The sequence below is a fragment of the Mesorhizobium sp. NFR06 genome (assembly GCF_900115245.1).
Taxonomy (GTDB): domain Bacteria; phylum Pseudomonadota; class Alphaproteobacteria; order Rhizobiales; family Rhizobiaceae; genus Mesorhizobium.
Window position 1 is genome coordinate 30,720 of the sequence record NZ_FOVT01000022.1, and the last position, 21,585, is coordinate 52,304.

General features: G+C 64.7%; 16 protein-coding genes and 1 tRNA gene. 9 read left to right on the plus strand and 8 right to left on the minus strand.

The window, feature by feature from the left end; translation table 11 throughout:
- Window positions 1-190 precede the first annotated feature (190 nt).
- Window positions 191-889 (minus strand): type 1 glutamine amidotransferase, encoded by a 699-nt coding sequence (locus F3H96_RS27250; protein WP_149804761.1) that lies wholly within the window; start codon window positions 887-889, stop codon window positions 191-193.
- Between the two features lie 85 nt (window positions 890-974).
- Here F3H96_RS27250 and F3H96_RS27255 point away from each other — a divergent pair, with 85 nt between their 5' ends.
- From F3H96_RS27255 to F3H96_RS27270, 4 genes are all read left to right on the plus strand, one after another.
- The gene (locus tag F3H96_RS27255) at window positions 975-1,622 is read left to right on the plus strand and encodes a hypothetical protein (protein WP_149804762.1); all 648 of its coding nucleotides are present in this window, start codon (window positions 975-977) and stop codon (window positions 1,620-1,622) included.
- Between the two features lie 134 nt (window positions 1,623-1,756).
- The gene (locus F3H96_RS27260) at window positions 1,757-2,491 is read left to right on the plus strand and encodes a 16S rRNA (uracil(1498)-N(3))-methyltransferase (protein WP_149804763.1); all 735 of its coding nucleotides are present in this window, start codon (window positions 1,757-1,759) and stop codon (window positions 2,489-2,491) included.
- 202 nt (window positions 2,492-2,693) lie between these two features.
- Window positions 2,694-4,067: a glutamate--cysteine ligase gene (locus F3H96_RS27265; RefSeq protein ID WP_149804764.1), complete on the plus strand. Its 1,374-nt coding sequence runs from the start codon at window positions 2,694-2,696 to the stop codon at window positions 4,065-4,067.
- Between the two features lie 101 nt (window positions 4,068-4,168).
- Window positions 4,169-5,179: a DUF937 domain-containing protein gene (locus F3H96_RS27270; RefSeq protein ID WP_149804765.1), complete on the plus strand. Its 1,011-nt coding sequence runs from the start codon at window positions 4,169-4,171 to the stop codon at window positions 5,177-5,179.
- A 348-nt stretch (window positions 5,180-5,527) separates the two neighbouring features.
- Here F3H96_RS27270 and F3H96_RS27275 read toward each other — a convergent pair whose 3' ends face one another.
- Window positions 5,528-5,818, minus strand: a complete 291-nt coding sequence (locus F3H96_RS27275; protein WP_149804766.1) for a DUF1127 domain-containing protein — start codon at window positions 5,816-5,818, stop codon at window positions 5,528-5,530.
- A 179-nt stretch (window positions 5,819-5,997) separates the two neighbouring features.
- Here F3H96_RS27275 and F3H96_RS27280 point away from each other — a divergent pair, with 179 nt between their 5' ends.
- The 3 genes from F3H96_RS27280 to F3H96_RS27290 all read left to right on the plus strand — a co-directional run bounded on the left by F3H96_RS27280 (window position 5,998) and on the right by F3H96_RS27290 (window position 9,780).
- The gene (locus F3H96_RS27280; protein WP_149804767.1) at window positions 5,998-6,954 is read left to right on the plus strand and encodes a LysR substrate-binding domain-containing protein; all 957 of its coding nucleotides are present in this window, start codon (window positions 5,998-6,000) and stop codon (window positions 6,952-6,954) included.
- Between the two features lie 134 nt (window positions 6,955-7,088).
- Window positions 7,089-8,654 (plus strand): exodeoxyribonuclease VII large subunit, encoded by a 1,566-nt coding sequence (xseA, locus tag F3H96_RS27285; protein WP_149804768.1) that lies wholly within the window; start codon window positions 7,089-7,091, stop codon window positions 8,652-8,654.
- A gap of 7 nt (window positions 8,655-8,661) precedes the next feature.
- Window positions 8,662-9,780 carry a P1 family peptidase gene (locus F3H96_RS27290; protein WP_149804769.1) on the plus strand — a complete coding sequence of 373 codons (1,119 nt, stop codon included), beginning with the start codon at window positions 8,662-8,664 and terminating at the stop codon, window positions 9,778-9,780.
- Window positions 9,781-9,814: 34 nt separating this feature from the next.
- On the opposite strand, the gene F3H96_RS27295 is transcribed toward F3H96_RS27290, so the two are convergent.
- The 3 genes from F3H96_RS27295 to F3H96_RS27305 all read right to left on the minus strand — a co-directional run bounded on the left by F3H96_RS27295 (window position 9,815) and on the right by F3H96_RS27305 (window position 11,142).
- Window positions 9,815-10,069 carry a DUF768 domain-containing protein gene (locus F3H96_RS27295; RefSeq protein WP_149804770.1) on the minus strand — a complete coding sequence of 85 codons (255 nt, stop codon included), beginning with the start codon at window positions 10,067-10,069 and terminating at the stop codon, window positions 9,815-9,817.
- A 197-nt stretch (window positions 10,070-10,266) separates the two neighbouring features.
- A tRNA-His gene (locus F3H96_RS27300) sits at window positions 10,267-10,343 on the minus strand.
- Between the two features lie 343 nt (window positions 10,344-10,686).
- The gene (locus F3H96_RS27305) at window positions 10,687-11,142 is read right to left on the minus strand and encodes a phasin (protein WP_149804771.1); all 456 of its coding nucleotides are present in this window, start codon (window positions 11,140-11,142) and stop codon (window positions 10,687-10,689) included.
- 257 nt (window positions 11,143-11,399) lie between these two features.
- Between F3H96_RS27305 and F3H96_RS27310 the strand changes: the two genes are divergently transcribed.
- Window positions 11,400-15,140, plus strand: coding sequence for a PAS domain S-box protein (locus tag F3H96_RS27310; RefSeq protein ID WP_149804772.1), 3,741 nt, complete (start codon window positions 11,400-11,402; stop codon window positions 15,138-15,140).
- A gap of 523 nt (window positions 15,141-15,663) precedes the next feature.
- Here the strand turns inward: F3H96_RS27310 and F3H96_RS27315 are convergent.
- Window positions 15,664-17,622, minus strand: a complete 1,959-nt coding sequence (locus tag F3H96_RS27315) for an acetoacetate--CoA ligase (protein ID WP_149804773.1) — start codon at window positions 17,620-17,622, stop codon at window positions 15,664-15,666.
- A 265-nt stretch (window positions 17,623-17,887) separates the two neighbouring features.
- Here F3H96_RS27315 and F3H96_RS27320 point away from each other — a divergent pair, with 265 nt between their 5' ends.
- Window positions 17,888-19,768, plus strand: coding sequence for an AsmA family protein (locus F3H96_RS27320; protein ID WP_149804774.1), 1,881 nt, complete (start codon window positions 17,888-17,890; stop codon window positions 19,766-19,768).
- A 29-nt stretch (window positions 19,769-19,797) separates the two neighbouring features.
- On the opposite strand, the gene F3H96_RS27325 is transcribed toward F3H96_RS27320, so the two are convergent.
- Together F3H96_RS27325 and F3H96_RS27330 are read right to left on the minus strand one after the other, a co-directional pair.
- On the minus strand, window positions 19,798-20,616 hold the full coding sequence (locus F3H96_RS27325; RefSeq protein ID WP_149804775.1) for an ABC transporter permease subunit: 819 nt from the start codon (window positions 20,614-20,616) through the stop codon (window positions 19,798-19,800).
- The gene (locus F3H96_RS27330) at window positions 20,613-21,578 is read right to left on the minus strand and encodes an ABC transporter permease subunit (RefSeq protein ID WP_149804776.1); all 966 of its coding nucleotides are present in this window, start codon (window positions 21,576-21,578) and stop codon (window positions 20,613-20,615) included. The genes F3H96_RS27325 and F3H96_RS27330 overlap by 4 nt, the downstream gene beginning before the upstream one ends.
- Between the last annotated feature and the right edge of the window lie 7 nt (window positions 21,579-21,585).

Sequence of the window (21,585 nt, forward strand, 5' to 3'; positions counted from 1 at the left end):
AAGCAGATTCTGTATCGCCGGTGTGTCGGCTGGATCACACAAAAGGTTCATGGCCGTTGCGCCGACGATACAAAGCGCGCCCTCTTAGGCGAGCGGCCGGACACAAACCAAGGAAGAAGAACTTTATCCCCAAGCGGAAGCGCGCAGGCGTGCCAATTATGCAACGCCGCCCCGTGCGGGATTAGATGAGTCAGATGGTCGCCACCCAGGCGCGGGCAATGGCCAGGCCGGCGGCATCTGCATCGGGGCCATTGCGGGCCATCTCGTCGTCGAGCTGATCGTTCCAGTCGGGATGGCGGTCGGCAATCAACGACGCGAAGGACGTGCTCCAATCGCGCACCATCGGGGTATCGGCCTCGAAGTGGAACTGGAAGCCATAGATGGCGCGGCCGAGGCGGAAGGCCTGGTTCTCGGCCACCGGACTGCCGGCCAGGCGCACAGCGTTTTGCGGCAGGCCGAACGTGTCGTCATGCCACTCGAAAATGGGAAAGGTCTCCGGCAGCGTTGCCAGCACCGGATCCGATTTCGCCGCCGGCGTGAGCGACACTTTGTGCCAGCCGAACTCGGTGGCGCCGCCGATCTGGTTCTTGCCGCCGAAGGCGCGCGCCAGAAGCTGGCTGCCGAGGCAGATGCCGAGCACCGGGCGATCCTTGTCGGCGAAGTCGCGCGCCAGGTCGATCAATGCAGAGAAGTATGGGCAGATCTCGTCGTCGAGCGCGTTCTGGGCGCCACCAAGCACCACTATGGCATCGTGCTCGGTGCTGTCCTCGGGCAAGGTCTCGCCGCGATAGGGCTTGCGCAAGTCGATATCGGCGCCGGCTTCCACAAGCGCCGCGCCGATCTGGCCAAGGCCCTCATTATCGAAATTCTGGACGACCAAAACCCGCATCGAAAACCTGCTGACATGAAAACGCTGGGCTGAGCGATATCATGCGGCCCGTATTTCAGCCAAGACGCGTGCCGGAGAGAAAGCTATGCCACTGCAGAATCGGGTCGACCCCTTCGGCGCCATCCATGCCGTGGCGGAGCGCGGCCTGTTCACCGGCAATCGCGGTATCATCCATGACCCCGAAACCAGGACGCTGTTGAAGAAGCGCTGGGCCTTGCCAGCCTGGATCATCTGCGCGTGCCAGTTCGGCAACGTGCGCCGCGAGCCGATGGGCCGCAACAGGCCAGGTGGCAAGGCCGGCTGGACCGAGCTGTTCTTCCTCGACGAGGTGACGGCACTGGCGGCCGGCCACCGGCCCTGTTTCTTTTGCCGGCGCGAACGGGCGACCGATTTCGTCGGCCGCTTCGGCGAGGCCTTCGGCATTGATGAGCCGCGCGCGCCGATGGTCGACAAGCGGCTGCACAAGGAAAGGCTCGCTTCGGGCGGACGGCCTCCTGCCGTGAGCGTGCCGGAACTTGACGGCTTGCCCGATGGAGCGATGATCGCGAACGGCGACACCGCCTATGCGCTGCGTGCCGGCAAGGCACTCAAATGGTCTTTCTCGGGCTATGCCGAGCGGGTTGCGCTCGACCGCCTCGCCGGTTCCTCGCTGCGCCTGCTGACGCCGGCGACCACCATTGCGGTGCTGCGGCAAGGTTTTGCCCCGGTCTGGCATCCGAGCGCCGATACTTGACGGCAAACCCGCGCCTCGCCCATTGCCAAGCAAATATTCGTGGGATGTCCCACGAATATCTGCTTAGATTCCCTTGTTTTTCGCAGGTTCTGATCGCAAAACCGCGAGACACTTTTGCGGAACCTGCTTGGGCCATGCGCGCCAACTACAAAATGCAGCGGCTGTTCGTGCCCGACGATCTTGGACCGGGTCGCGAGTTCGATGCCGGCCAACAGCAAAGCCACTATCTCGCGCATGTGCTGCGGCTCGGCGAAGGCACCGAGGTTCTTCTGTTCAACGGCCGCGACGGCGAATGGTCGGCTTCGATCGCCGCCAGGTCCAAGAAGGCGGTTCGGCTGAGGGTGACGGAACTGCAGCGTCCGCAGCCGCCGTTGCCCGATCTCGTCTATTGCTTCGCGCCCTTGAAGCAGGGCCGACTCGATTACCTTGTGCAAAAGGCGGTCGAGATGGGCGCCGGCATGCTGCAGCCCGTGGTCACCCAGCACACGCAGGTGGCAAAACCCGGCATCGAGCGGTTGCGCGCCAATGTCGTCGAAGCGGCCGAGCAGTGCGGCATCCTGGCGGTGCCGGAGGTGCGCGAGGCGGAAAAGCTCGAGCGGCTGCTCGGTAACTGGGACAAGGAGCGGCGGCTGATCTTCTGCGACGAGGACGCCTCGACCAACAATCCGGTGCCGGCCTTGCAGGCGATCAAGGAGAAAAAACTTGCGCTGCTGGTTGGGCCGGAAGGCGGATTTTCCGACGACGAGCGCAAGATGCTCAGAGCGCTGCCTTTCGTCACCGCCATTCCGCTCGGGCCGCGCATCCTGCGCGCCGATACTGCGGCGGTGGCTGCTCTGGCCGTGATCCAGGCGACGGTCGGCGACTGGTGATCAAATCCTGTTGAGGCGTGGCTCAGGATTTTTTGCTTGATCGGCTCCTGACATTTCGTCCATCTAGCGCCGGCGGCCGTCCGGCCCCTGCAGCGCCACGCCGCCTTTTTGGTGTGCTAAGAACGCTGTAACACTAAGATCTTGCGCAGGATGCCCGGCGGAAATCGAGGTTGATTTCCGGGCAATGCGCTTGGAGGGGCTCATGGCGCGCGACACAACCGATATCCAGCCCATCGAAGGCATCGACGAACTCGTTGGTTACCTGGCCGCGGGCAACAAGCCGCGCGACAAGTGGCGCATCGGCACCGAGCACGAGAAATTCCCGTTCTATGTCGACGGCAACGCGCCGGTGCCTTACGGCGGCGAGCGCGGCATCCGCGCCATACTCGAAGGCATGCAGGAAAAGCTCGGCTGGGATCCGATCGTGGACGCCGGCCGCATCATCGGGCTGGTCGAGCCGACCGGCCAGGGCGCCATCTCGCTCGAGCCGGGCGGCCAGTTCGAGCTCTCCGGCGCGCCGCTGGAATCGATCCACCAGACCTGCCGCGAAGGCAACGCGCATTTGGCGCAGGTGCGCGAGATCGCCGAGCCGCTCGGCATCCGCTTCCTCGGCCTCGGCGGCAGCCCGAAATGGTCGCTCGCCGACACGCCGAAAATGCCCAAGTCGCGCTATGAGATCATGACGCGCTACATGCCGAAGGTCGGCACCAAGGGCCTCGACATGATGTACCGCACCTGCACCATCCAGGTGAACCTCGACTTCGAGAGCGAGACCGACATGCGCCGCAAGATGCAGGTGTCGCTGAAGCTGCAGCCGCTGTCGACGGCGCTGTTTGCCAACTCGCCCTTCACCGAGAGCCGGCCGAACGGCTTGCAGAGCTGGCGCGGCGACATCTGGCGCGACACCGACAACCAGCGCTCCGGCATGCTCGAATTCTGCTTCTCGCCCGATTTCGGTTTTGCCGACTATGTCGAATGGGCGCTCGACGTGCCGATGTATTTCGTCATCCGCGACGGCAACTATCACGACATGACGCGCTACACCTTCCGCCAGTTCATGGCAGGCGCCGCCCGCAACGAGGTGCCCGACGGCCTGCCGACGATGGGCGACTGGGCAAACCATCTCTCGACTTTGTTCCCGGATGTGCGCCTGAAGCGCTTCCTTGAAATGCGCGGCGCCGACGGCGGGCCATGGCGGCGCATCTGCGCCCTGCCAGCCTTCTGGGTCGGGCTGCTTTATGACGAGCAGGCGCTTGACGCCGCCGAGGCGCTGACCGCGAACTGGACCTACGCGGAAGCGCTGGCGATGCGCAATGCCGTTCCGGAGCAAGGGATTGCCGCGCCGTTCCGCAACGCCACCTTGCGCGACGTCGCCCGCGACGTGCTCGCCGTCTCGCGCATGGGCCTGAAGAATCGGGCTAAGAAGAACCGCGACGGCTATGACGAGACGTCGTTCCTCAACACGCTCGACGAGGTCGTGGCGCGCGGCACCACCAGCGCCGAGGAGATGCTTTCGGCCTATCACACGCGCTGGGGCGGCTCGATCGAGCCGGTGTTCATGGAATACGCCTATTGACCCTCCGGCGTCCTCTGGCGGTGGCGCGGCGAAAGCCGCTTCAATCAGGAATGGAAACGAACTAGGTTTCTTCCACGAGGATGTTCTCGGAGGAGATGCCAATGCCTTCCCTGTTCGACATTTTTGCCCAGGCCCAGAACGGCGCCGGCATGCAGGCGCTGGCCCAGCAATACGGGCTTTCGATGCAGCAGACGCAGGCGGCGGTCCAGGCGCTGCTACCCGCCTTCTCGCAAGGACTGCAGCGCAATACCGCCGATCCCTACGGTCTCGGCGCCTTCATGACGGCGATGGCGAGCGGCCAGCACGCCAAATATTTCGAGGACGCTACCAGAGCCTTTTCGCCGCAAGGCATCAATGAAGGCAACGGCATCCTCGGCCATCTGTTCGGCTCAAAGGACCTGTCGCGCGCCGTGGCAAGCCAGGCCGCCCAGGCGACGGGACTGAGCCAACAGGTGCTGCAGCAGATGCTGCCCGCCATGGCCTCGATGATGATGGGCGGGCTGTTCAAGCAGACCAACAACCAGATGCAGGCCGCCGGCTTAGGCGGCAGCGGCAATCCGCTCGGCGAGATCATCGAGCAGATGATGCGGCAAAGCAGCGTCGCACCGACGCCGCAGCCACGCCAGGCACCGGAACCAGCGCCCAATCCCTATAGCGAGAACCCGCTCGGCAAAGTGCTGCAGGACATATTCGGCGGCGGAGCGGCACAGCCGCAAAGCCAGCCCCAGCAGGCACCCAATCCTTACGGCGACAACCCGCTCGGCAAGGTGCTGCAGGACATGTTCGGCGGCGCCGCGCCGCAGCAGACGCAGCCGCAACAGACGCAAAGCCCCTATGGCGACAACCCGCTCGGCAAGATCTTCGAAGAGATGCTGCGCCAGGGCGGCGGTTTCGGCCTGCCCGGCGGACAGCCGGCGCCGCAGCCGCAACAGCGCCAACCGCAGCAGGGCGCGCCGCAGCAGCCGCAGACCAACCCGAGCGGCCGGCCGCGCAACCCGTTCGACGACATCTTCGGCAAGATGTTCGAGACCGGCGCGCAGCAGCGCGACGAATATGAAAAGAGCGTCGGAACGATCTTCGACCAGTTCAAGCGCGACATGGATCGGCGGTAGGGGCCTCACGCCTACCGGCGCGATCGTCATCCTAGGGCGGAGCAAGCAGCGAAGCGACGCGCGCAGACCCTAGGATCCATGCCGTGACGCTAAGGCGTTGGAACGGCTAACAATTCTGCTCCGCCGCGCGCCTTGGCCGGGGTCACGGCATGGATCCTCGGGTCTTCGCTTCGCTACGCCCGAGGATGACGAAGTCGAAAAAATGCCCGGTAGTCCTGGAGGAGAACCGGGCAATGTGCAGGCAGGCCGGCGGGGAACCGGCAGGGAGTGTGGGAGCCTGCATGAAGCTTGGTCGCGCCGAGCCTTGGAAAGGTTCAACGCGACCGGAAATCCAGGCAACGGGGCCGTTCAGGCTACCCGACGAGCAATATCCTCGATCGTGTCGACGCGCTCGCTGGCAATGGCGCGCAGCTTCGCCGTCGGATCGCAGCCGAAGGGAATATCGATCGCGACATGCAGGTCGGCGCGGGTCAGGCCGATATCGGCAAGCTCGGCGTCCGACATTTCGCCGAGGCGATAGAAGGCGCGGCGATTTTTCCAGGCGCGGTAGGCGTTGGCGAGCGCATTGACCACAAGCGTCGCAACGGCCGGACGCGTGGTGATGCGCGAGGTCTCGGAGGCGAGTTCAATCGTGGTCATGTCAGTCTCCTTCAGGAGTCGAGCGGACGAAACCAGTCAATCGGCGCCTTGGGAGAAGCGCCGTTGCGGTTTCCATTCACATGCCTTCATGTGGACAATGCCAATTTGCCACCGTGCGATTGATTAATCCAACGAATGTTTTTAATCTGTAGCATCAACATCAATGATAGGTTGGACCGATGAAAGCGCCGCTTGACCTCGATCAGTTGCAGACCTTCATCTCGATCGCCGACACCGGCAGCTTCACCCGCGCGGCCGAAGAGGTGCACCGCACACAGTCGGCGGTGTCGATGCAGATGCGCCGCCTCGAGGAGCGGATCGGCAAGCCCTTGTTCGAAAAGGACGGCCGCACCAACAAGCTGACCGAGGAGGGCGACAGGCTGCTTTCCTATGCGCGGCGGCTGATCTTTCTCAACCGCGAGACTTTGGCCGCCTTCGACGACCAGCGGCTGGAAGGCACCATTCGCATCGGCACGCCGGACGACTATGCCGACCGCTTCCTGCCCGAGATCATGGCGCGCTTCTCGCGCTCCAACCCGCGCGTGGAGCTGACCGTCGTCTGCGAGCCGACGCCGGGGCTGGTCGAACACATCAAGCGCGGCAATCTCGACCTGGCGCTGGTGACGCATAACGACACGCGCGGCCAGTCGGAGGTGGTGCGGCGCGAACCGCTGCTGTGGGTGACCTCGGCCAACCACGCCACGCATGAACAGGAAATCCTGCCCATGGCCTTCGGCCGGCCGAACTGCATCTGGCGGCGTGCCGCGGTCGACGTGCTCGACCGGCAGAACCGCGAGTACCGGGTGCTGTTCTCCAGCTTCTCGGCGACGGTGATCACCGCCGCGGTGCTTTCCGGCCTGGCGGTCTCTGTGCTGCCGGAATGCGCGCTCAGGCCCGGTATGCGGGTGCTCGGCGAGGCCGACGGCTTCGGCCAACTGCCGGACTGCCGCATCGGCATCATGCGCGGCCAGACCTCGCAGCCGGAGATCGTCGATGCGCTCGCCCGCCACATTGCCGAGAGCCTGGACAACATTTCCGTGCCGGTCAGCGAAGAGGCGGGAAGTTTCGATTTCGCCGCACTCGCCTTCGCCAAGATGAAGCGGGTCAAGGCAAACCAAATCATGCCTGGCTGGTAGGGGCAGGCACGGGCGGCAGCCCGCCCACGGCCGAGGCGATCCAGGCCGCCGCGGTTCAAGCAGTAGGCCCGCGTACAACATGGCGAGGCCTCTCGGCGCTTGACGCGAGCCGATAAGCGTTCCCCAATCGCGCGATGAGTGAAATAGCAACCGAATCACGCAGCAACGCCACCGAATACACGGTGAGCGAGATTTCCGGCGCGCTGAAGCGCACTGTCGAGGACGCCTTCGGCAATGTGAGGGTGCGCGGCGAGATTTCCGGCTATCGCGGGCCGCATTCGTCCGGCCACGCTTACTTCGCGTTGAAGGACGACCGCGCGCGGCTCGATGCCGTGGTCTGGAAGACCACCATGGCGCGGCTGAAATTCCGCCCCGAGGAAGGCATGGAGGTGATCGCAACCGGCCGCCTGACGACCTATCCTGGAAAATCCAACTACCAGATCGTCATCGACAATCTGGAGCCGGCAGGCGCCGGCGCGCTGATGGCGCTGCTGGAAGAACGCAAGCGCCGGCTGCAGGCCGAGGGCCTGTTCGATACCGGCCGCAAGCGACGGCTGCCGTTCATGCCTAAAGTCATCGGCGTCGTCACCTCGCCGACCGGCTCGGTGATCCGCGACATCATCCATCGCATAAAGGACCGGTTTCCGCTCCATGTGCTGGTCTGGCCGGTCAGGGTCCAGGGCGACACGACCGCCAAGGAAGTGACCGCCGCCGTCAACGGCTTCAATGCGCTGACCCGGGACGGCGCCATCCGCCAGCCCGATCTTTTGATCGTGGCGCGCGGCGGCGGCAGCCTTGAGGATCTGTGGGGCTTCAACGACGAAGGGCTGGCGCGCGCCGTCGCGGCCTCGGGCATCCCGGTGATCTCCGCCGTCGGCCACGAGACCGACTGGACGCTGATCGACTTCGTTGCCGACATGCGCGCGCCGACGCCAACGGGCGCTGCCGAGATCGCCGTACCGGTCAGGGCGGACCTCGAGGCCACCTTGGCCAGCCTCGGCGCGCGGCTCAACGCCTGCGCCTCGCGGCATCTGGAGCGCAAGCGCCAGGCGGTTCGCGCCGCGGCGCGCGCGCTCCCCTCGCCCGACCAGTTGCTGGCCCTGCCGCGCCGCCGTTTCGACGATGCGACCAGCCGCCTCGGCCGCGGACTGACGGTGAATATCGAACGCAAGCGGGCGACGCTGGAACGGCAAAGGCTGACGCCGGCCACGCTGTCGCGGCGCCTCAACGAAGCGCGCACGCTGACTGGCCGCGACATTGCGCGCGCGCGCGCCGCATTCTTCGCAATCGTGCGCGAACGCCGCGCGCGCTTCAGACGCGCGGCGGCAAGATTGTCGCCGGCGCCGATCGTCCGGCGCCAGAAGCAACAGGCCGACACGCTGGCCAGGCTGACGCACCGCCAGGACCAGGCGACGGCGCGGCGGCTGGACCGGCTGCGCGCCGCCCTCACCCAGGCGGACCGGCTGCTTTCGACGCTGTCGCATAGAGCCGTGCTGGCGCGCGGCTTCGCGCTGGTCAAGGATGCCGATGGCGCCGTCATCAAGCGGGTTGCGGAACTGGCGCCGGGCGCGGCACTGCAATTGGAATTCGCCGACGGCAATGCCGAGGCCATCGCCACCAGCGGCGGCGCACGGCCGAAACTGGCCGCCAAGCCCGCCGCGAAGGCCCGGGAGCCAGGCAATCAGGGCTCGTTGTTCTGAGGATCGCATGAGCGACGACGGCCCGCATCTTCGCACGCCTTCGGGCAAGCCGCGCCTGCGCGCCTTCGGCATCGCGCTCGACGGCACGCCAGGCCGCCTCAACGCCATCACCGACGTACCGGGCGTGTCGGTCGGCTACACGACGCTGATTTCTGGCGACGGTCCGCTGCAAGTCGGCAACGGCCCGGTGCGCACCGGCGTCACCGCGATCCTGCCGAGGCCGATCGCAGATCTCGCGACGCCGGTATTCGCTGGCGTGTTCAGCCAGAACGGCAATGGTGAACTGACGGGCACCCATATCATCGAGGAAACCGGCGCCTTCAACTTGCCCATCACCATCACCAACACGCACTCCTGCGGCGTGACCCGCGACGGCACGCTGCGCTGGATGAACAAGGTGTCGCCTGCCGCGCTCGACAGCGGCTGGGGCCTGCCGGTTGCGGCCGAGACCTATGACGGCTTCCTCAACGACATCAACGGCCATCATGTCGGCTTCGACCATGTCGCTGCCGCACTCGACAGCGCCAGCGGCGGGGCCATCGAGGAAGGCAGTGTCGGCGGCGGTACCGGCATGATAACCTTCGGCTTCAAGGCCGGATCCGGGACCGCCTCGCGCCTCGTCGGATGGCAGGACAGAAGCTACGCGCTCGGCGTGTTCGTGCAGGCCAATTTCGGCAAAAGGCACAATTTCACGCTTCGCGGCCGGCGGGTCGGTCCTGAATTGGTCGAGCCGGCCATTCGCGAGGGCACGCCGCGCGCCGAGAAGGGCTCGATCATCGCCATCATTGCCACCGACGCGCCGCTCCTGCCGCATCAGATGAAGCGACTCGCCCGGCGGGTGCCGCTCGGCATCGCCATGACCGGCGGCTATGGCTACCACAGTTCGGGCGATATCTTTCTGGCGTTCTCGACCGCCAACCCGGAGGCGGCGCTTGCGGCTTCGGGTGATCTCGCACACGCGGAGTTCATTCCGGACGTCGACATCGATCCGTTATTCGACGCGGTCGTGCAAGGTGTCGAGGAAGCGATCCTCAATGCATTGGTCGCCAATGAGGATATGACGGGCCGCGACGACAATTTCGTGCCGGCGCTGCCGAAGGCATGGCTGAAGGAGACGTTCGGCTAAGAATACCTGCCGGCCCGTGCTGGAGCCGGCATTTTCACTCTGCCGGCTTGTCCGGCTTCGTTTCGCTGGTGCCCTCTTCGGCGGCTTCCTCGAGGCGCGATGCGATCAGTTCCTGGATATCGCCGACCTCTTCCTGGATGTCCTCCAGGAGGATGCCCGCCTCGGCGGCCTTGGCGCAGCACTCCCTGGCGAGGGTCTCGGCCTGCTTGTCGATCTTGACCGGCGAATGCTGGCACTGGACTTTCTCGCCAATCCATCCGCGCAAGAACTCGATCGCATGTTCACTCATACTGCTTTTTCCCTAGCGGCCAAGCCGATTGGTAGCCATGAACGTCCGCACCCCCGCAAAGGATGCATGCCCCATTCGAGCCGAGTCGGCCTCGACCGGCAAGTCACCTTGCCCGTGGGACAAGACATCTTGCCCATGGTCCGCGAAGCCGAAGGATTGGAAGGGTTCAAGGTGCACGTTCAGATCATTGCGAATGATGGTACCGTTGGCTGGGATCGAACCAGCGACCTCCGGATCCACAATCCGGCGCTCTAACCAGCTGAGCTACAACGGCATGCCTGCCTGAGCTAGATCGAGGTGAAAGCTTCATTCTCCGTGATCCGCTCTGTCGTTCGGCGATGCGTCAAATACGGGCTATCGGATTCTAATTCAAGGGCCTTGATAAGGTAAAGGATTGGTTTCCTCGTCCGCCTTTCGTCAAGGCAAAAGAAAAGGCCGGCGGGAGGAGGTGCCGGCCTTTTCCTGTTACGAGCCAGCGGGAGGAGGTGCTGGCTGGTCACCCCGGAAACGGAGGGAGGAGGTTCCATTTCCGGGTATCTGGTTGCTCAACTCTATCGCACGACTATTTGTCTGACGAAATGCGACGTTTTGATGCATCGCAAGGTTGTGCGCGGAAATCAGGCAGCCTTGGCGTCGTTGATCGCCTTCTCGAAGGCGATCTTGACCGGCTTGGAGACATCCTCGACCGCCTTGGTGGCAACAGTCTGGAACTCCTTGGCCTGCTCGACGACCATTTCGACGCGCTTGCGCAGGAAAGCGGTCTGCAGCTCGACGACTTCCGAAAGGGTCTTGGCGGCGACCAGGGCTTCGAGGTGCGAGAAGCTGGCCTCGGCATTGGCGCGCAGCGCGGCGATCGCCTTGAGCGAAACGTCGCTGGAAACGGTCTTGGCGGTCTCGTAGGTCGACTCCAGAACCTTCTGGGTCTCCTCGGCGCCGGTCTTCAGCTTGGCATAGGCTTCTTTCGACTGCTCGACACCCTTCTCGGCGAAGGCGCGGATCTGGTCGGTGGCCTTGGAAGCATCGAAGCTCGGGAATTCAACGTTTTCGATGGTCTTGGCGGTGGTCTTGGACATTTTCCAACCTTTCGGGTAGCGGCTTTGGCAGAAAGCCGTCTCGTTCATGTATGATGGCAATATACAGGATTTTTTGTGCATTGCAATATCTTTGTTGCACCGCACCATAAAAATCTTCCCCCACGTCAGCCATTTGGCCGTTAACCAAGAGCCCAGAGATTTCGACCGTTGCAAGCCAGGCTTGTGGACCTTCGGGCCGCGGGCTTTTATTAACAAAGCGTTAACTGAAATGCCCGCTCCGGAGGGTTGGCCAGCGCATGCCGCCTGAAAACTACTCCTTCCTCGATGTCGCCGTCCTCGACGCGGTGCGCCAGCGCTTTGCCGCCGGCGACGCTTTGGCGATTTTGTCGGCCGATCTTGAACAGGTGATCTGGGCGAACGGTCCGGGAGCATCGGTGTTCGGCTATCCGGATATCGAAGCCATTATCGGAGCCTCGGCGCGGCTGCCGCTGGTTGCCCGGCGGCAGATCATGGCGACCAGCGGTTTTCCGAACATCGGCAGCGACCGCGCCGTCACGGTGAGGCTGGCCACCGGCGTCGTGAGCCGCGCCGTCGGTTTCCTGGCAAGCGCCGTGACGATGCCGGACGGCGAGAAGGCTATCATGCTGGTGGTGCCGGCTGCGCAGACCAGCTCGCGCGGCGCCGCCGAGATCGCCGACCGCGCCATAGGCGGTTTCACCGAAGCCGGGCATTTCATCGCTTTCGTCGACGCGCGAGGCGACGTCGAAGCGGCCTCGGACGGCTTTGCGGCGCTCGGCATCGAGCCGGCGACGCTGGCTGCCCTGGTTGCGGATGTGACGGCCAGCGGCGACCGCCTCGTCAAGCGCCTTGTGCCGGGCGCCAGAACCTCCTACCCGGCCGGTTTTGCACGCCTCACCGAAACGCGCCATCTGCTCGTGGTGATCGATGAGAACCAACTCGGCGACTCGGACGGCGGCCAAGGCAAACAGCCAGGCCTCGACCAGGGCGATCAGCCCGGCGATCAACAGATTGCGGCGCCGAAGGCGGCGACGGCGGCACCCTCGGGTGAAGGCCCGGTCGTCGAGCCCGAGCCTATCCAGGACAACAGTCCGGTGCAGGCCGTGGCGCCCGGCGCAGAGCCAAGCCGACAGGCAGCGGATGCCGGCGCCGGCCAGCACGACCATTGGTACTTCAACGCTGGCGACGACAGGCAACCGGCGACACCGGCAAAGGATGGACCGACCGTGGGGGCCGCAAACGAAAGCGGGCGGCAGGACGGCGGCGACACCGCCGCGCCTGAAACCGTCGCCCAGGCGCGGCCGGCGCCGCCCCGCGACATCGATCGCTCCGCGCCACCGCTGCGCTTCGTCTGGCGCACCGACGCCGAAGGCAAGTTCAGCGCGCTGTCACCCGAATTCGCCGATATCGTCGGCCAGCCTGCCGCCGATGTGATCGGCCGCCGCTTCAAGGACGTCGCCACCACTTTTGGCCTCGACGCCTCGGGCGAGATCGCCGGCCTGCTCGAGCGGCGCGACACCTGGTCCGGCCGCTCGGTGTTGTGGCCGGTGGCCGGCACCGGTCTGAAGATCCCGGTCGATCTGGCGGCGCTGCCCGTCTATGGCCGCAGCCGCGCCTTCGAGGGTTTTCGCGGATTCGGCGTGGCGCGCAGCGCCGACGCCGTCGTCGATCCGGAAGCGCTCGGCATGGCTCTGGTGCCCAATGCCCAACCTGCCGGGGCCGAGCCGGCCGGGCAGCCAGCCGCGGAGCAGACGTCACCCGAACCGGCAAAACCTGAAGATCCGTTCCAGGGCGAAGTGCCGGCGCTGGCCATCGTGCCGAAGCCCGAGCGACGCTTCGCCGACAAGGTGATCCGGCTGGCTGAGCATCGCCAGCCGGCCAACGACAAGGAGCCGGGAAGCGACCGGGGGCTGTCGATCCTCGAACGCAGCGCCTTCCGTGAGATCGGCGAGCGGCTGCGCAAAGACAGTTCCGCCCCTGTCGAGCCGAGCGCGTCCGAAACCGACGCGCAGTCCGCTGCGGCTGTTGCCGGCAAGGAGGAGACAACGGCGCGGAAGCCGGCCAGCGAAGCGCCCGAAGCAAACCAGCCGCCTTCACTCGACGTGCCGGAACACGAAGGTTCGGCGCAAGAGGCGACCCCGCCGGAAGCCTCGGAAACCGCCGACGCGAAGGCCGAGGCCGAGGAAGCGCAGACCGAGGCGGAAGACCAGCAAGACCTGGCGCGGCTCGACGGCATCGATCACGCCGCCGAGACGGGCGACAGCGGGCAAGCCGGGACGCCAGCCGTTTCCGGCTCGCTGCTCAACTATGCCGATGGCGAGAAATCCACGAAAGAAGCCGACGCCGCGCCTGTTTCCGAGACCGGGCAACCAACGGACGCCCAGCATGCGGCCGTACACGCCGGCGCGGCGGCGCCGGAAGAACCAGAAGTAGCAGCAGCGTCGGTTCGGCCGCGCCTCGATGTGCCGCCGCTCAAGCTCGCAGGTTTCATGCCGTCCGCTTTTTCGACCGGAGAAGAAGCCGGCGCGCCCGACACATCCATCCTCGCCAGGCTGCCGGTGCCGCTGCTCATCCATTCGGGCGACGTGCTGCATTATGCCAATGCAGCCTTCCTCGAGCTCACCGGCTACGATGCGCTGGACGACCTCGCGGACGCGGGGGGCCTGGGCGCGCTCTTTGCCGATCCTTACGGCGACGATACCGCTGCTGACGAAAGCGACCGCTCGCTGAAGCTCAAGACCCGCCAGGGCCAGGAATTTCCGATCGACGCGCTGCTGCGCTCCGTGCCGTGGCGCGGCGGCAAGGCGCTGATGCTGGTGGTGCGACGCTCCGGCGAGGAGGACGCGGCGCATTTCGCCGCGGCGAATGACGAGCCGGCGCTGCAGCCGGACGTGCCTGAACTGAAGTCGCGCATTGCGGAGATGCGCACCATCATCGACACCGCCACCGACGGCGTCGTGCTGATCGGCCGCGACGGCAACATCCGCTCGATCAGCCGGCCGGCAGAAGCGCTGTTCGGTTTCGACAGCGACGACGTCGCCGGCAAGCCCTTTGCCTCGCTGTTCGCCATCGAAAGCCAGCGCGCGGCGCGCGACTATCTTGCAGGCCTTTCGGAGCCGGGCGTGGCGAGCGTGCTCAATGACGGCCGCGAGGTCATCGGCCGTGAGGCGCAAGGGCGTTTCATCCCGCTGTTCATGACCATCGGCCGGCTGCCGAACGACAGCGGCTTCTGCGCCGTGGTGCGCGACATCACGCAATGGAAGCGGGCAGAGGAAGACCTGACGCAGGCACGCGCCGTGGCCGAACGCGCCTCCTCGCAAAAGACGGATTTCCTGGCCCGCATCAGCCATGAGATCCGCACCCCGCTCAACGCCATCATCGGTTTTTCCGAGCTGATGGTGGACGAGAAGTTCGGCCCGATCGCCAACGACCGCTATCGTGACTATCTGCGCGACATCAACCGGTCGGGCAACCATGTGCTCGACCTCGTCAACGACCTGCTCGACATCTCGAAGATCGAGGCCGGCCAGCAGGAGATGGATTACGAGGCGGTGTCGCTCAACGACACGCTGGCCGAGACGGTGGCGATGATGCAGCCGCAAGCCAATCGCGAGCGCGTCATCATCCGCTCCAGCTTCGCCTCGCGGCTGCCGGAAGTGGTGGCCGACTTGAGGAGCGTGCGCCAGATCGCCCTCAACATCCTGTCCAACGCCATCCGCTACACCCAGGCCGGCGGCCAGGTGATCGTCTCGACCGCCTACGAAGCCTCGGGCGACGTCGTCATGCGCGTGCGCGACACCGGCATCGGCATGACGCAGGCTGAGATCGAGCAGGCGCTGAAGCCGTTCAAGCAGATCAATGCGCTCAAGCGCGGGCGTGGCGACGGCACCGGCCTCGGACTGCCGCTCACCAAGGCCATGGTGGAGGCAAACCGCGCCCGTTTCGCCATTACCTCAACGCCGGGCGAAGGAACCCTGGTCGAGGTCGGCTTCCCCTCGACGCGCGTGCTCGCCGAGTAAACATCATGCGGGACAGGTTCGGCCAAAGAAAAAGGCGTCCGACTGGACGCCTTGAGAAATGGGATGCTGTTACAACGGGGGCTTGAGCTGAACCTCAGGGGACGAGGAACGGGATTTCTCCCTCAAGTTACACGCGACTATCGGGGGTGGTCCCTTAACAACTCCTTACCGGGCCGCCAAAAAATTTACGAATGTGTACCACCCGTGAAATCTAGGTAAATTCGCCGTACATATGTTGTTTACCAAGCCGGGCTCAGTTTCGGCATTGACGGCGGCGCAGGGATTCAAAGTTAGCCGAGACATACCTCCCGTCGTCATCCACGGGCGAAGCAAGAAGCGAAGCGACGCGGCGCAGACCCGAGGATCCATGCCGTGCCGTCAAAGCATTGCAACGGTGCAGAATTCTGCTCCGCTGCGATCTGCGATCAACGTAACGGCATGGATCCCAGGGTCTCCGCGACGGAGCTTTCGCTCCTGCTTCGCCCTGGGATGACGAAGTTGAGAAGCCTCGGCTAATCTGGAACTAATCCGCCAATTGCGGCAGGTCGCGGAACAGTTCCAGCGCCTCAGGATTGGCGAGCGCTTCCTTGTTCTTGACGGCGCGCCCATGGACCACGTCGCGCACGGCCAGTTCGGTTATCTTGCCGGACTTGGTGCGCGGGATGTCGGTGACGGCGACGATCCTGGCCGGCACGTGACGGGGGCTGGCGCCGGTACGGATCTTGGCGCGGATACGCTTTTCCAGATCCTCGTCCAGGCTGACGCCATCGGCGAGCCGCACGAACAACACAACGCGCACGTCATTGTCGAAATCCTGGCCTATGCAGAGCGCCTCGAGGATTTCCGGCATCTGCTCGACCTGATTGTAGATCTCGGCCGTGCCGATTCGCACCCCGCCTGGATTGAGCGTGGCGTCCGAGCGGCCGTGAATGATCATGCCGCCATGTTCCGTCCATTCGGCGAAATCGCCGTGACACCAGATGTTGTCGAAGCGCTCGAAATAGGCGGCGCTGTATTTCTTGCCTTCCGGGTCGTTCCAGAAGCCGATCGGCATCGACGGGAAGGCTTTCGTGCAGACAAGCTCGCCCTTCTCCTGACGGACCGGCTTGCCATCGTCGTCCCAGACATCGACGGCCATGCCGAGGCCTGGCCCCTGGATCTCGCCGCTCCAGACCGGCTCGGTCGGCACGCCGAGCACGAAGCAGGACACGATGTCGGTTCCGCCCGAGATCGAGGCCAGATGCACGTCCTTCTTGATGCCGTCATAGACGAAGCGGAAATCCTCCGGAGACAGCGGCGAGCCGGTCGAGGAGAGGGTGCGCACGGTCGACAGGTCGTGGCTCGCGATCGGCCTCAGCCCGGCCTTGCGAACCGAATCGATGAATTTGGCCGAGGTGCCGAAATAGGTCATCTTCTCGGCGTCGGCGAAATCGAACAGCGCATTGCCGTCGGGGTAGAAAGGCGATCCGTCATAGAGCAAGAGCGTCGCGCCCGAGGCGAGACCGGAGACCAGCCAGTTCCACATCATCCAGCCGCAGGTGGTGAAATAGAACAGGCGATCACCTTCGAGCAGGCCGGCATGCAACCGGTGCTCCTTGACGTGCTGGATCAGCGTGCCGCCAGCCGAATGCACGATGCATTTCGGGATGCCGGTCGTGCCCGAGGAAAACAGGATGTAGAGCGGATGGGCGAATGGCAACCGCTCGAAGCTGACTGTCCTGGCGGCAAAGGGCGAGAGCGCTTCTTCGAGCGCGGTTGCCTTGTCGACAGTGGCGGCGACATCCGTCGAGGTGCCGAGATAGTCGACGATCAGCACCTCGCGCAGGCTGGCGAGCTTCATCGCAATCGCGCGGACCTTGTCGGCCACCTCGATCGCCTTGCCGTTATACCAATAGCCGTCCGGCGCGATGAAGACGACCGGCTCGATCTGGCCGAAACGGTCGAGCACGCCCTGCTCGCCGAAATCGGGAGAGCACGACGACCAGACCGCGCCGATCGAGGCGGCGGCCAGCATAGCGGCAACGGTTTCGGGCATATTCGGCATCATGGCGGCGATGCGGTCGCCGGCCTTGACGCCGAGCGACAGGAAGAGCTGCTGCAGCCGCGAGGTCAGCGCATGGAGCTCGTTCCACGACAGCCGGCGCTCGACCTTGTCCTCGCCGCGAAAGACGATTGCCGCGCCGCCGCCGGTCTTCCGCAAAAGGTTCTCGGCGAAATTGAGCCTGGCATCGGGAAAGAAGCTGGCGCCGGGCATCCGCTCGCCGTCGACCAGCTGCCGCTCACCCTTTTCGCCGACAAGGCCACAAAAATCCCAGACCAGGCTCCAGAAGGCTTCGCGATCATCGATCGACCAGCGGTGAAGCCCGGCATAGCTGGAGACAGCCACTCCCGCCTTTGCCTCGGCGGCCTTGATGAACGCGGTAATCGGGGCCGCGTCGATCCGCTCCTTGGTCGGGGTCCACAAAGGTGTCTCGGCGGCCATGATCGCTCCTCCCAAAGCGCGTCGCGTTCGAGCCAGTAAAGCTCAGCATCGCATATGCCATCGTCCCAAAAACGGCGCGCAACCGCGGACCGGGATCGTTCAGACCGCTTATGCATATTGCAGCGCAGCAGAGCAAGATTTTGTTCGGACGGCCGATGGCGAGCGCGGCGAGAATGCCATCGCAAGGCCATAAAGACTTGAAAAGCGTCGGCGCTCGGTTACACCCGTCGGGCGATTTGTCGGCAATGAAAGCATACGGGGCGAAATGCCATCATCTTTGATCCGGCGCGGGGTGTGGGCGATCGGCGTTGCCGTGCTCGTCATCGCGCTCGCGGTCGCGGCGCTGCCGCTGATTGCCTCGACCCGCATCGTGCGCGACCGCATCGCCTGGGAATTGAGTGCCTGGAGCGGCTTCAGAGTCACGATCGACGGCTCGCCGCGCATCGAGGTTTGGCCGAAGTTCCGGGCCATCCTCAGCGACGTGACGCTGTCGCAATGGACCGAGACCGATGCGCCGCCGGTGGTCGAAGCCGATCGCATGGAGGTCGATCTCTCGGCCATGGCCGCCTTGCAGGGCAATGTCGCCTTTTCGACGGCAAGGCTGGTGCGTCCGACGATCAGGGTGCAGCGGACGGAGAGCGGCTTGTATCTGCCGCCGTTTCCGACCGGAGGCCGCATCACGCGCTCGATCGATACCGCCCGCGGCGTGGTAACAGCCAATCCGCAGAAGCCCGATCTGGGCAGATTGCCTTCCGACCCGTTCGGCACCGTCGAATTCCGCGACGGCCGCGTCGTCACTTCGGCCGACGGCAAGGACGTCGAAATCCTGAGCAGCCTCAGCGGCCAGGTGAGCTGGGAAGCGATGAACAGCGAAGCATCGCTGACCGCGACCGGCATCTGGCGCGGCGAAAGCGTGCAGCTCGATTTCTCCTCGACGAGGCCGCTGCTGCTGTTTGCCGGGGGATCAGCACCCGTCGCCCTCTCCTTCAAGGCGGCACCTGCGACATTCTCCTTCGACGGCACGGCCTCGATGTCGGACAATGCCTATCTGGACGGCCAGGCAAAGTTCGCCGCGCCGTCGCTGCGGCGCGTGCTGGAGTGGTCGCAGGCCGGCATCGCGCCCGGCGCGGCGATCGGCGCGGTCTCGGTCTCCAGCAAGGTGAACGCCTCGGCGGGGCGCGCGAAGTTCGAGAGCACCACCGTCACGCTGAACAACAATCCGGGCATGGGCGCGCTGGATTTTTCCTTCGCCGAAGGACGCCCGGTGATTGCCGGCACGCTCGCCTTCGACACGCTCGACCTCAGATCATTCCTGTCGGCTTTCACGCCTGTCGCGCCGACCAGCGAGACCGGCCCGGGCGACATCGACACCAGCTTCGCCGACCGCATAAACCTCGATCTCAGGCTGTCGGCGGCGCACGCCATGGCGGGCCCGGTGCAGCTTGCCGACGTCGCGGCGACCGCGCAGGTCAAGAACGGTCTTGCCGTCTTCGACGTATCCGACGCGTCGGCCTTCAACGGCAATATCCAAAGCAGCCTGCGTTTCGACCGCAAGCCGGAGGGCACGCAGGTGGAGATGCGGCTCCTGGCATCGGATGTGGATACGGGGGCCTTTGCCACGGCGGCGGGAATGACGCGGCTGGTGCCGGCCGGCACCGGGACGGTGTCGATCATCCTCAAGGGGCCGGGCAAAGCCTGGAACTCGATCTTCGAGAATGCCGACGGATCGTTCTCGGCGACCTTCGGGCCGGGCACGCTCAACGGGCTCGACCTGGCCGCCTTTCTCAAGCGCAACCAGCAAGGTGGCTTCTTCGCGCTGGACGATGTCGCCAATGGTTCGCTGCCGATCGACGGCGCCGAGATCAAGGCAAGCATCTCGAAGGGCGTGGCGCGCCTCGACAAGGCCGAGATCAATTCGCAGAAATATAATATCTGGCTGTCCGGCATCGCCTCCTATGTCGGACGCGGGCTGGCGCTTTCGGGCGGCGTCGTGCCGAAGGGACAGCCGGCGCAGCAGCCCCAACAGGCCAACGGTCAGGCGGCCAGTCCGGCCCCCGCGCCGCCGAGCCAGTCGCTGTTCTTCGTCGGCGGCAACTGGAGCGCACCGTTCATATCGCCGATCGCTCCCGGCGTTTCAGGCCAGTAAATGCGGGGCCGCTAAGCCCCGCCCCTCGTTCAACCGCGCTGCGCGGCCTGCTCGTCGAGCTGGCGCTGGACTTCTCGGCGTTTGTTGGCGATCGAGGCGATGATGACGCCGACCGCCACCACCGCAATCAGGATGGTGCAGGCGGCGTTGATTTCCGGCGTCACGCCAAGGCGCACCTGGCTGTAGATCTTCATCGGCAGGGTGGTGGCGCCGGGACCCGAGGTGAAGCTCGCGATGACCAGATCGTCCAGTGAGAGCGTGAAGGCCAGCATCCAGCCCGAAATGATCGCCGGCAGGATCACCGGCAAGGTGATCTGGAAAAAGGTTTTCACCGGCGGCGCGCCGAGATCCATGGCCGCCTCTTCCAAGGAGCGGTCGAAAGAAACCAGGCGCGACTGCACGACGACGGCGACGAAGCACATGGTGAAGGTGATGTGCGCGAGCGTCACGGTCAGGAAGCCGCGGTCGAGCCCGACGGCGACGAAGAGCAGCAGCAGCGAAAGGCCGGTGATGACTTCCGGCATGACCAGCGGCGCGAAGACCATGCCGGAGAACAGGACACGCCCCCTGAAGCGCGTGTAGCGCGTGAGTGTGATGGCGGCGAGCGTGCCGAGCACGGTCGCCACCGTGGCCGAGATGACGCCGACGCGGGCCGTGACCCAGGTTGCGTCCATCAGGCCCTGGTTGTGGAACAGCGAGACGTACCATTTGGTCGAGAAGCCGCCCCAGACGGTGACGAGCTTCGATTCGTTGAAGGAAAAGACGATCAAAAGCACGATCGGCAGGTAGAGAAACGCAAAGCCCAGCACGATCGAGGTGATGTTGAAGCGGCTCCAGGTCGAGTTCATTTGCCCTGCTCCTGCGCGCGTGCCTGGGCCTGCTGGAAGAACATGATCGGAACGGTCAGCACCAGGAGCAGGATGACTGCCACCGCCGACGAGACCGGCCAGTCACGGTTGGAGAAGAACTCGTTCCAGAGCGTCTTGCCGATCATCAGCGTCTGCGACCCGCCAAGGAGGTCGGGAATGACGAACTCGCCGACGGCCGGAATGAACACCAGAAGGCAGCCGGCGACGACGCCGGGCAGCGACAGCGGGAAAGTGATCTTCCAGAAGGCGCCGGTCGGCGGACAGCCGAGGTCCTGCGCCGCCTCGACCAGCGAATAGTCCATCTTCTCAAGCGAAGAATAGAGCGGCAGCACCATGAACGGCAGGTAGGAATAGACGATGCCGATGAAGATCGCGGTGTAGGTGTTGAGGATGACCAGCGGCTGGCTGATCAGGCCCGTGGCGAGCAGAAGCTGATTGAGCAGCCCCTCGGGTTTCAGGATGCCGATCCAGGCATAGACGCGGATCAGGAACGAGGTCCAGAACGGCAGGATCACCAGCATCAGCAAGGTCGGGCGGATCGTGGCCGGCGCACGCGCCATGCCATAGGCGATCGGATAGCCGACGATCAGCGTAAGGATCGTCGAGATCCCCGCGATGATCAGGCTCGTCACATAGGCATTGAAATACAGCGCATCCTGGGTCAGCCAGGTGTAGTTGTCGAAATTGAGCTCGCGGACGCCGGCAAAGAATCCCGAGACGCCGTCCCTGAAGTCGAGCACGGGCGTGTAAGGCGGCATCGAGATCGCCGTCTGCGACAGCGAAATCTTGAAAACGATGATGAAGGGAATGAGGAAGAAGAACAGCAGCCAGAGATAGGGAACGATGATGACGAGGCGGTCGACGAAGCGCTTCGCCAGCCGTGTCGGCAGCGCGGCGGCGGCAGCGGGCGATGGAGCGGCTGTAGCTGCGATATTTGTCATCTCCGCC

Excerpts from the sequence above, each read along its gene's own strand:
- F3H96_RS27250 (WP_149804761.1), bottom strand. The coding sequence starts at position 889 with ATGCGGGTTTTGGTCGTCCAGAATTTCGATAATGAGGGCCTTGGCCAG.
- F3H96_RS27260 (WP_149804763.1), top strand. The coding sequence starts at position 1,757 with ATGCGCGCCAACTACAAAATGCAGCGGCTGTTCGTGCCCGACGATCTT.
- F3H96_RS27255 (WP_149804762.1), top strand. The coding sequence starts at position 975 with ATGCCACTGCAGAATCGGGTCGACCCCTTCGGCGCCATCCATGCCGTG.
- F3H96_RS27325 (WP_149804775.1), bottom strand. The coding sequence starts at position 20,616 with ATGAACTCGACCTGGAGCCGCTTCAACATCACCTCGATCGTGCTGGGC.
- F3H96_RS27290 (WP_149804769.1), top strand. The coding sequence starts at position 8,662 with ATGAGCGACGACGGCCCGCATCTTCGCACGCCTTCGGGCAAGCCGCGC.
- F3H96_RS27320 (WP_149804774.1), top strand. The coding sequence starts at position 17,888 with ATGCCATCATCTTTGATCCGGCGCGGGGTGTGGGCGATCGGCGTTGCC.
- F3H96_RS27305 (WP_149804771.1), bottom strand. The coding sequence starts at position 11,142 with ATGTCCAAGACCACCGCCAAGACCATCGAAAACGTTGAATTCCCGAGC.
- F3H96_RS27310 (WP_149804772.1), top strand. The coding sequence starts at position 11,400 with ATGCCGCCTGAAAACTACTCCTTCCTCGATGTCGCCGTCCTCGACGCG.
- F3H96_RS27275 (WP_149804766.1), bottom strand. The coding sequence starts at position 5,818 with ATGACCACGATTGAACTCGCCTCCGAGACCTCGCGCATCACCACGCGT.
- F3H96_RS27330 (WP_149804776.1), bottom strand. The coding sequence starts at position 21,578 with ATGACAAATATCGCAGCTACAGCCGCTCCATCGCCCGCTGCCGCCGCC.
- F3H96_RS27265 (WP_149804764.1), top strand. The coding sequence starts at position 2,694 with ATGGCGCGCGACACAACCGATATCCAGCCCATCGAAGGCATCGACGAA.
- F3H96_RS27295 (WP_149804770.1), bottom strand. The coding sequence starts at position 10,069 with ATGAGTGAACATGCGATCGAGTTCTTGCGCGGATGGATTGGCGAGAAA.
- F3H96_RS27270 (WP_149804765.1), top strand. The coding sequence starts at position 4,169 with ATGCCTTCCCTGTTCGACATTTTTGCCCAGGCCCAGAACGGCGCCGGC.
- F3H96_RS27280 (WP_149804767.1), top strand. The coding sequence starts at position 5,998 with ATGAAAGCGCCGCTTGACCTCGATCAGTTGCAGACCTTCATCTCGATC.
- F3H96_RS27315 (WP_149804773.1), bottom strand. The coding sequence starts at position 17,622 with ATGGCCGCCGAGACACCTTTGTGGACCCCGACCAAGGAGCGGATCGAC.
- xseA (WP_149804768.1), top strand. The coding sequence starts at position 7,089 with ATGAGTGAAATAGCAACCGAATCACGCAGCAACGCCACCGAATACACG.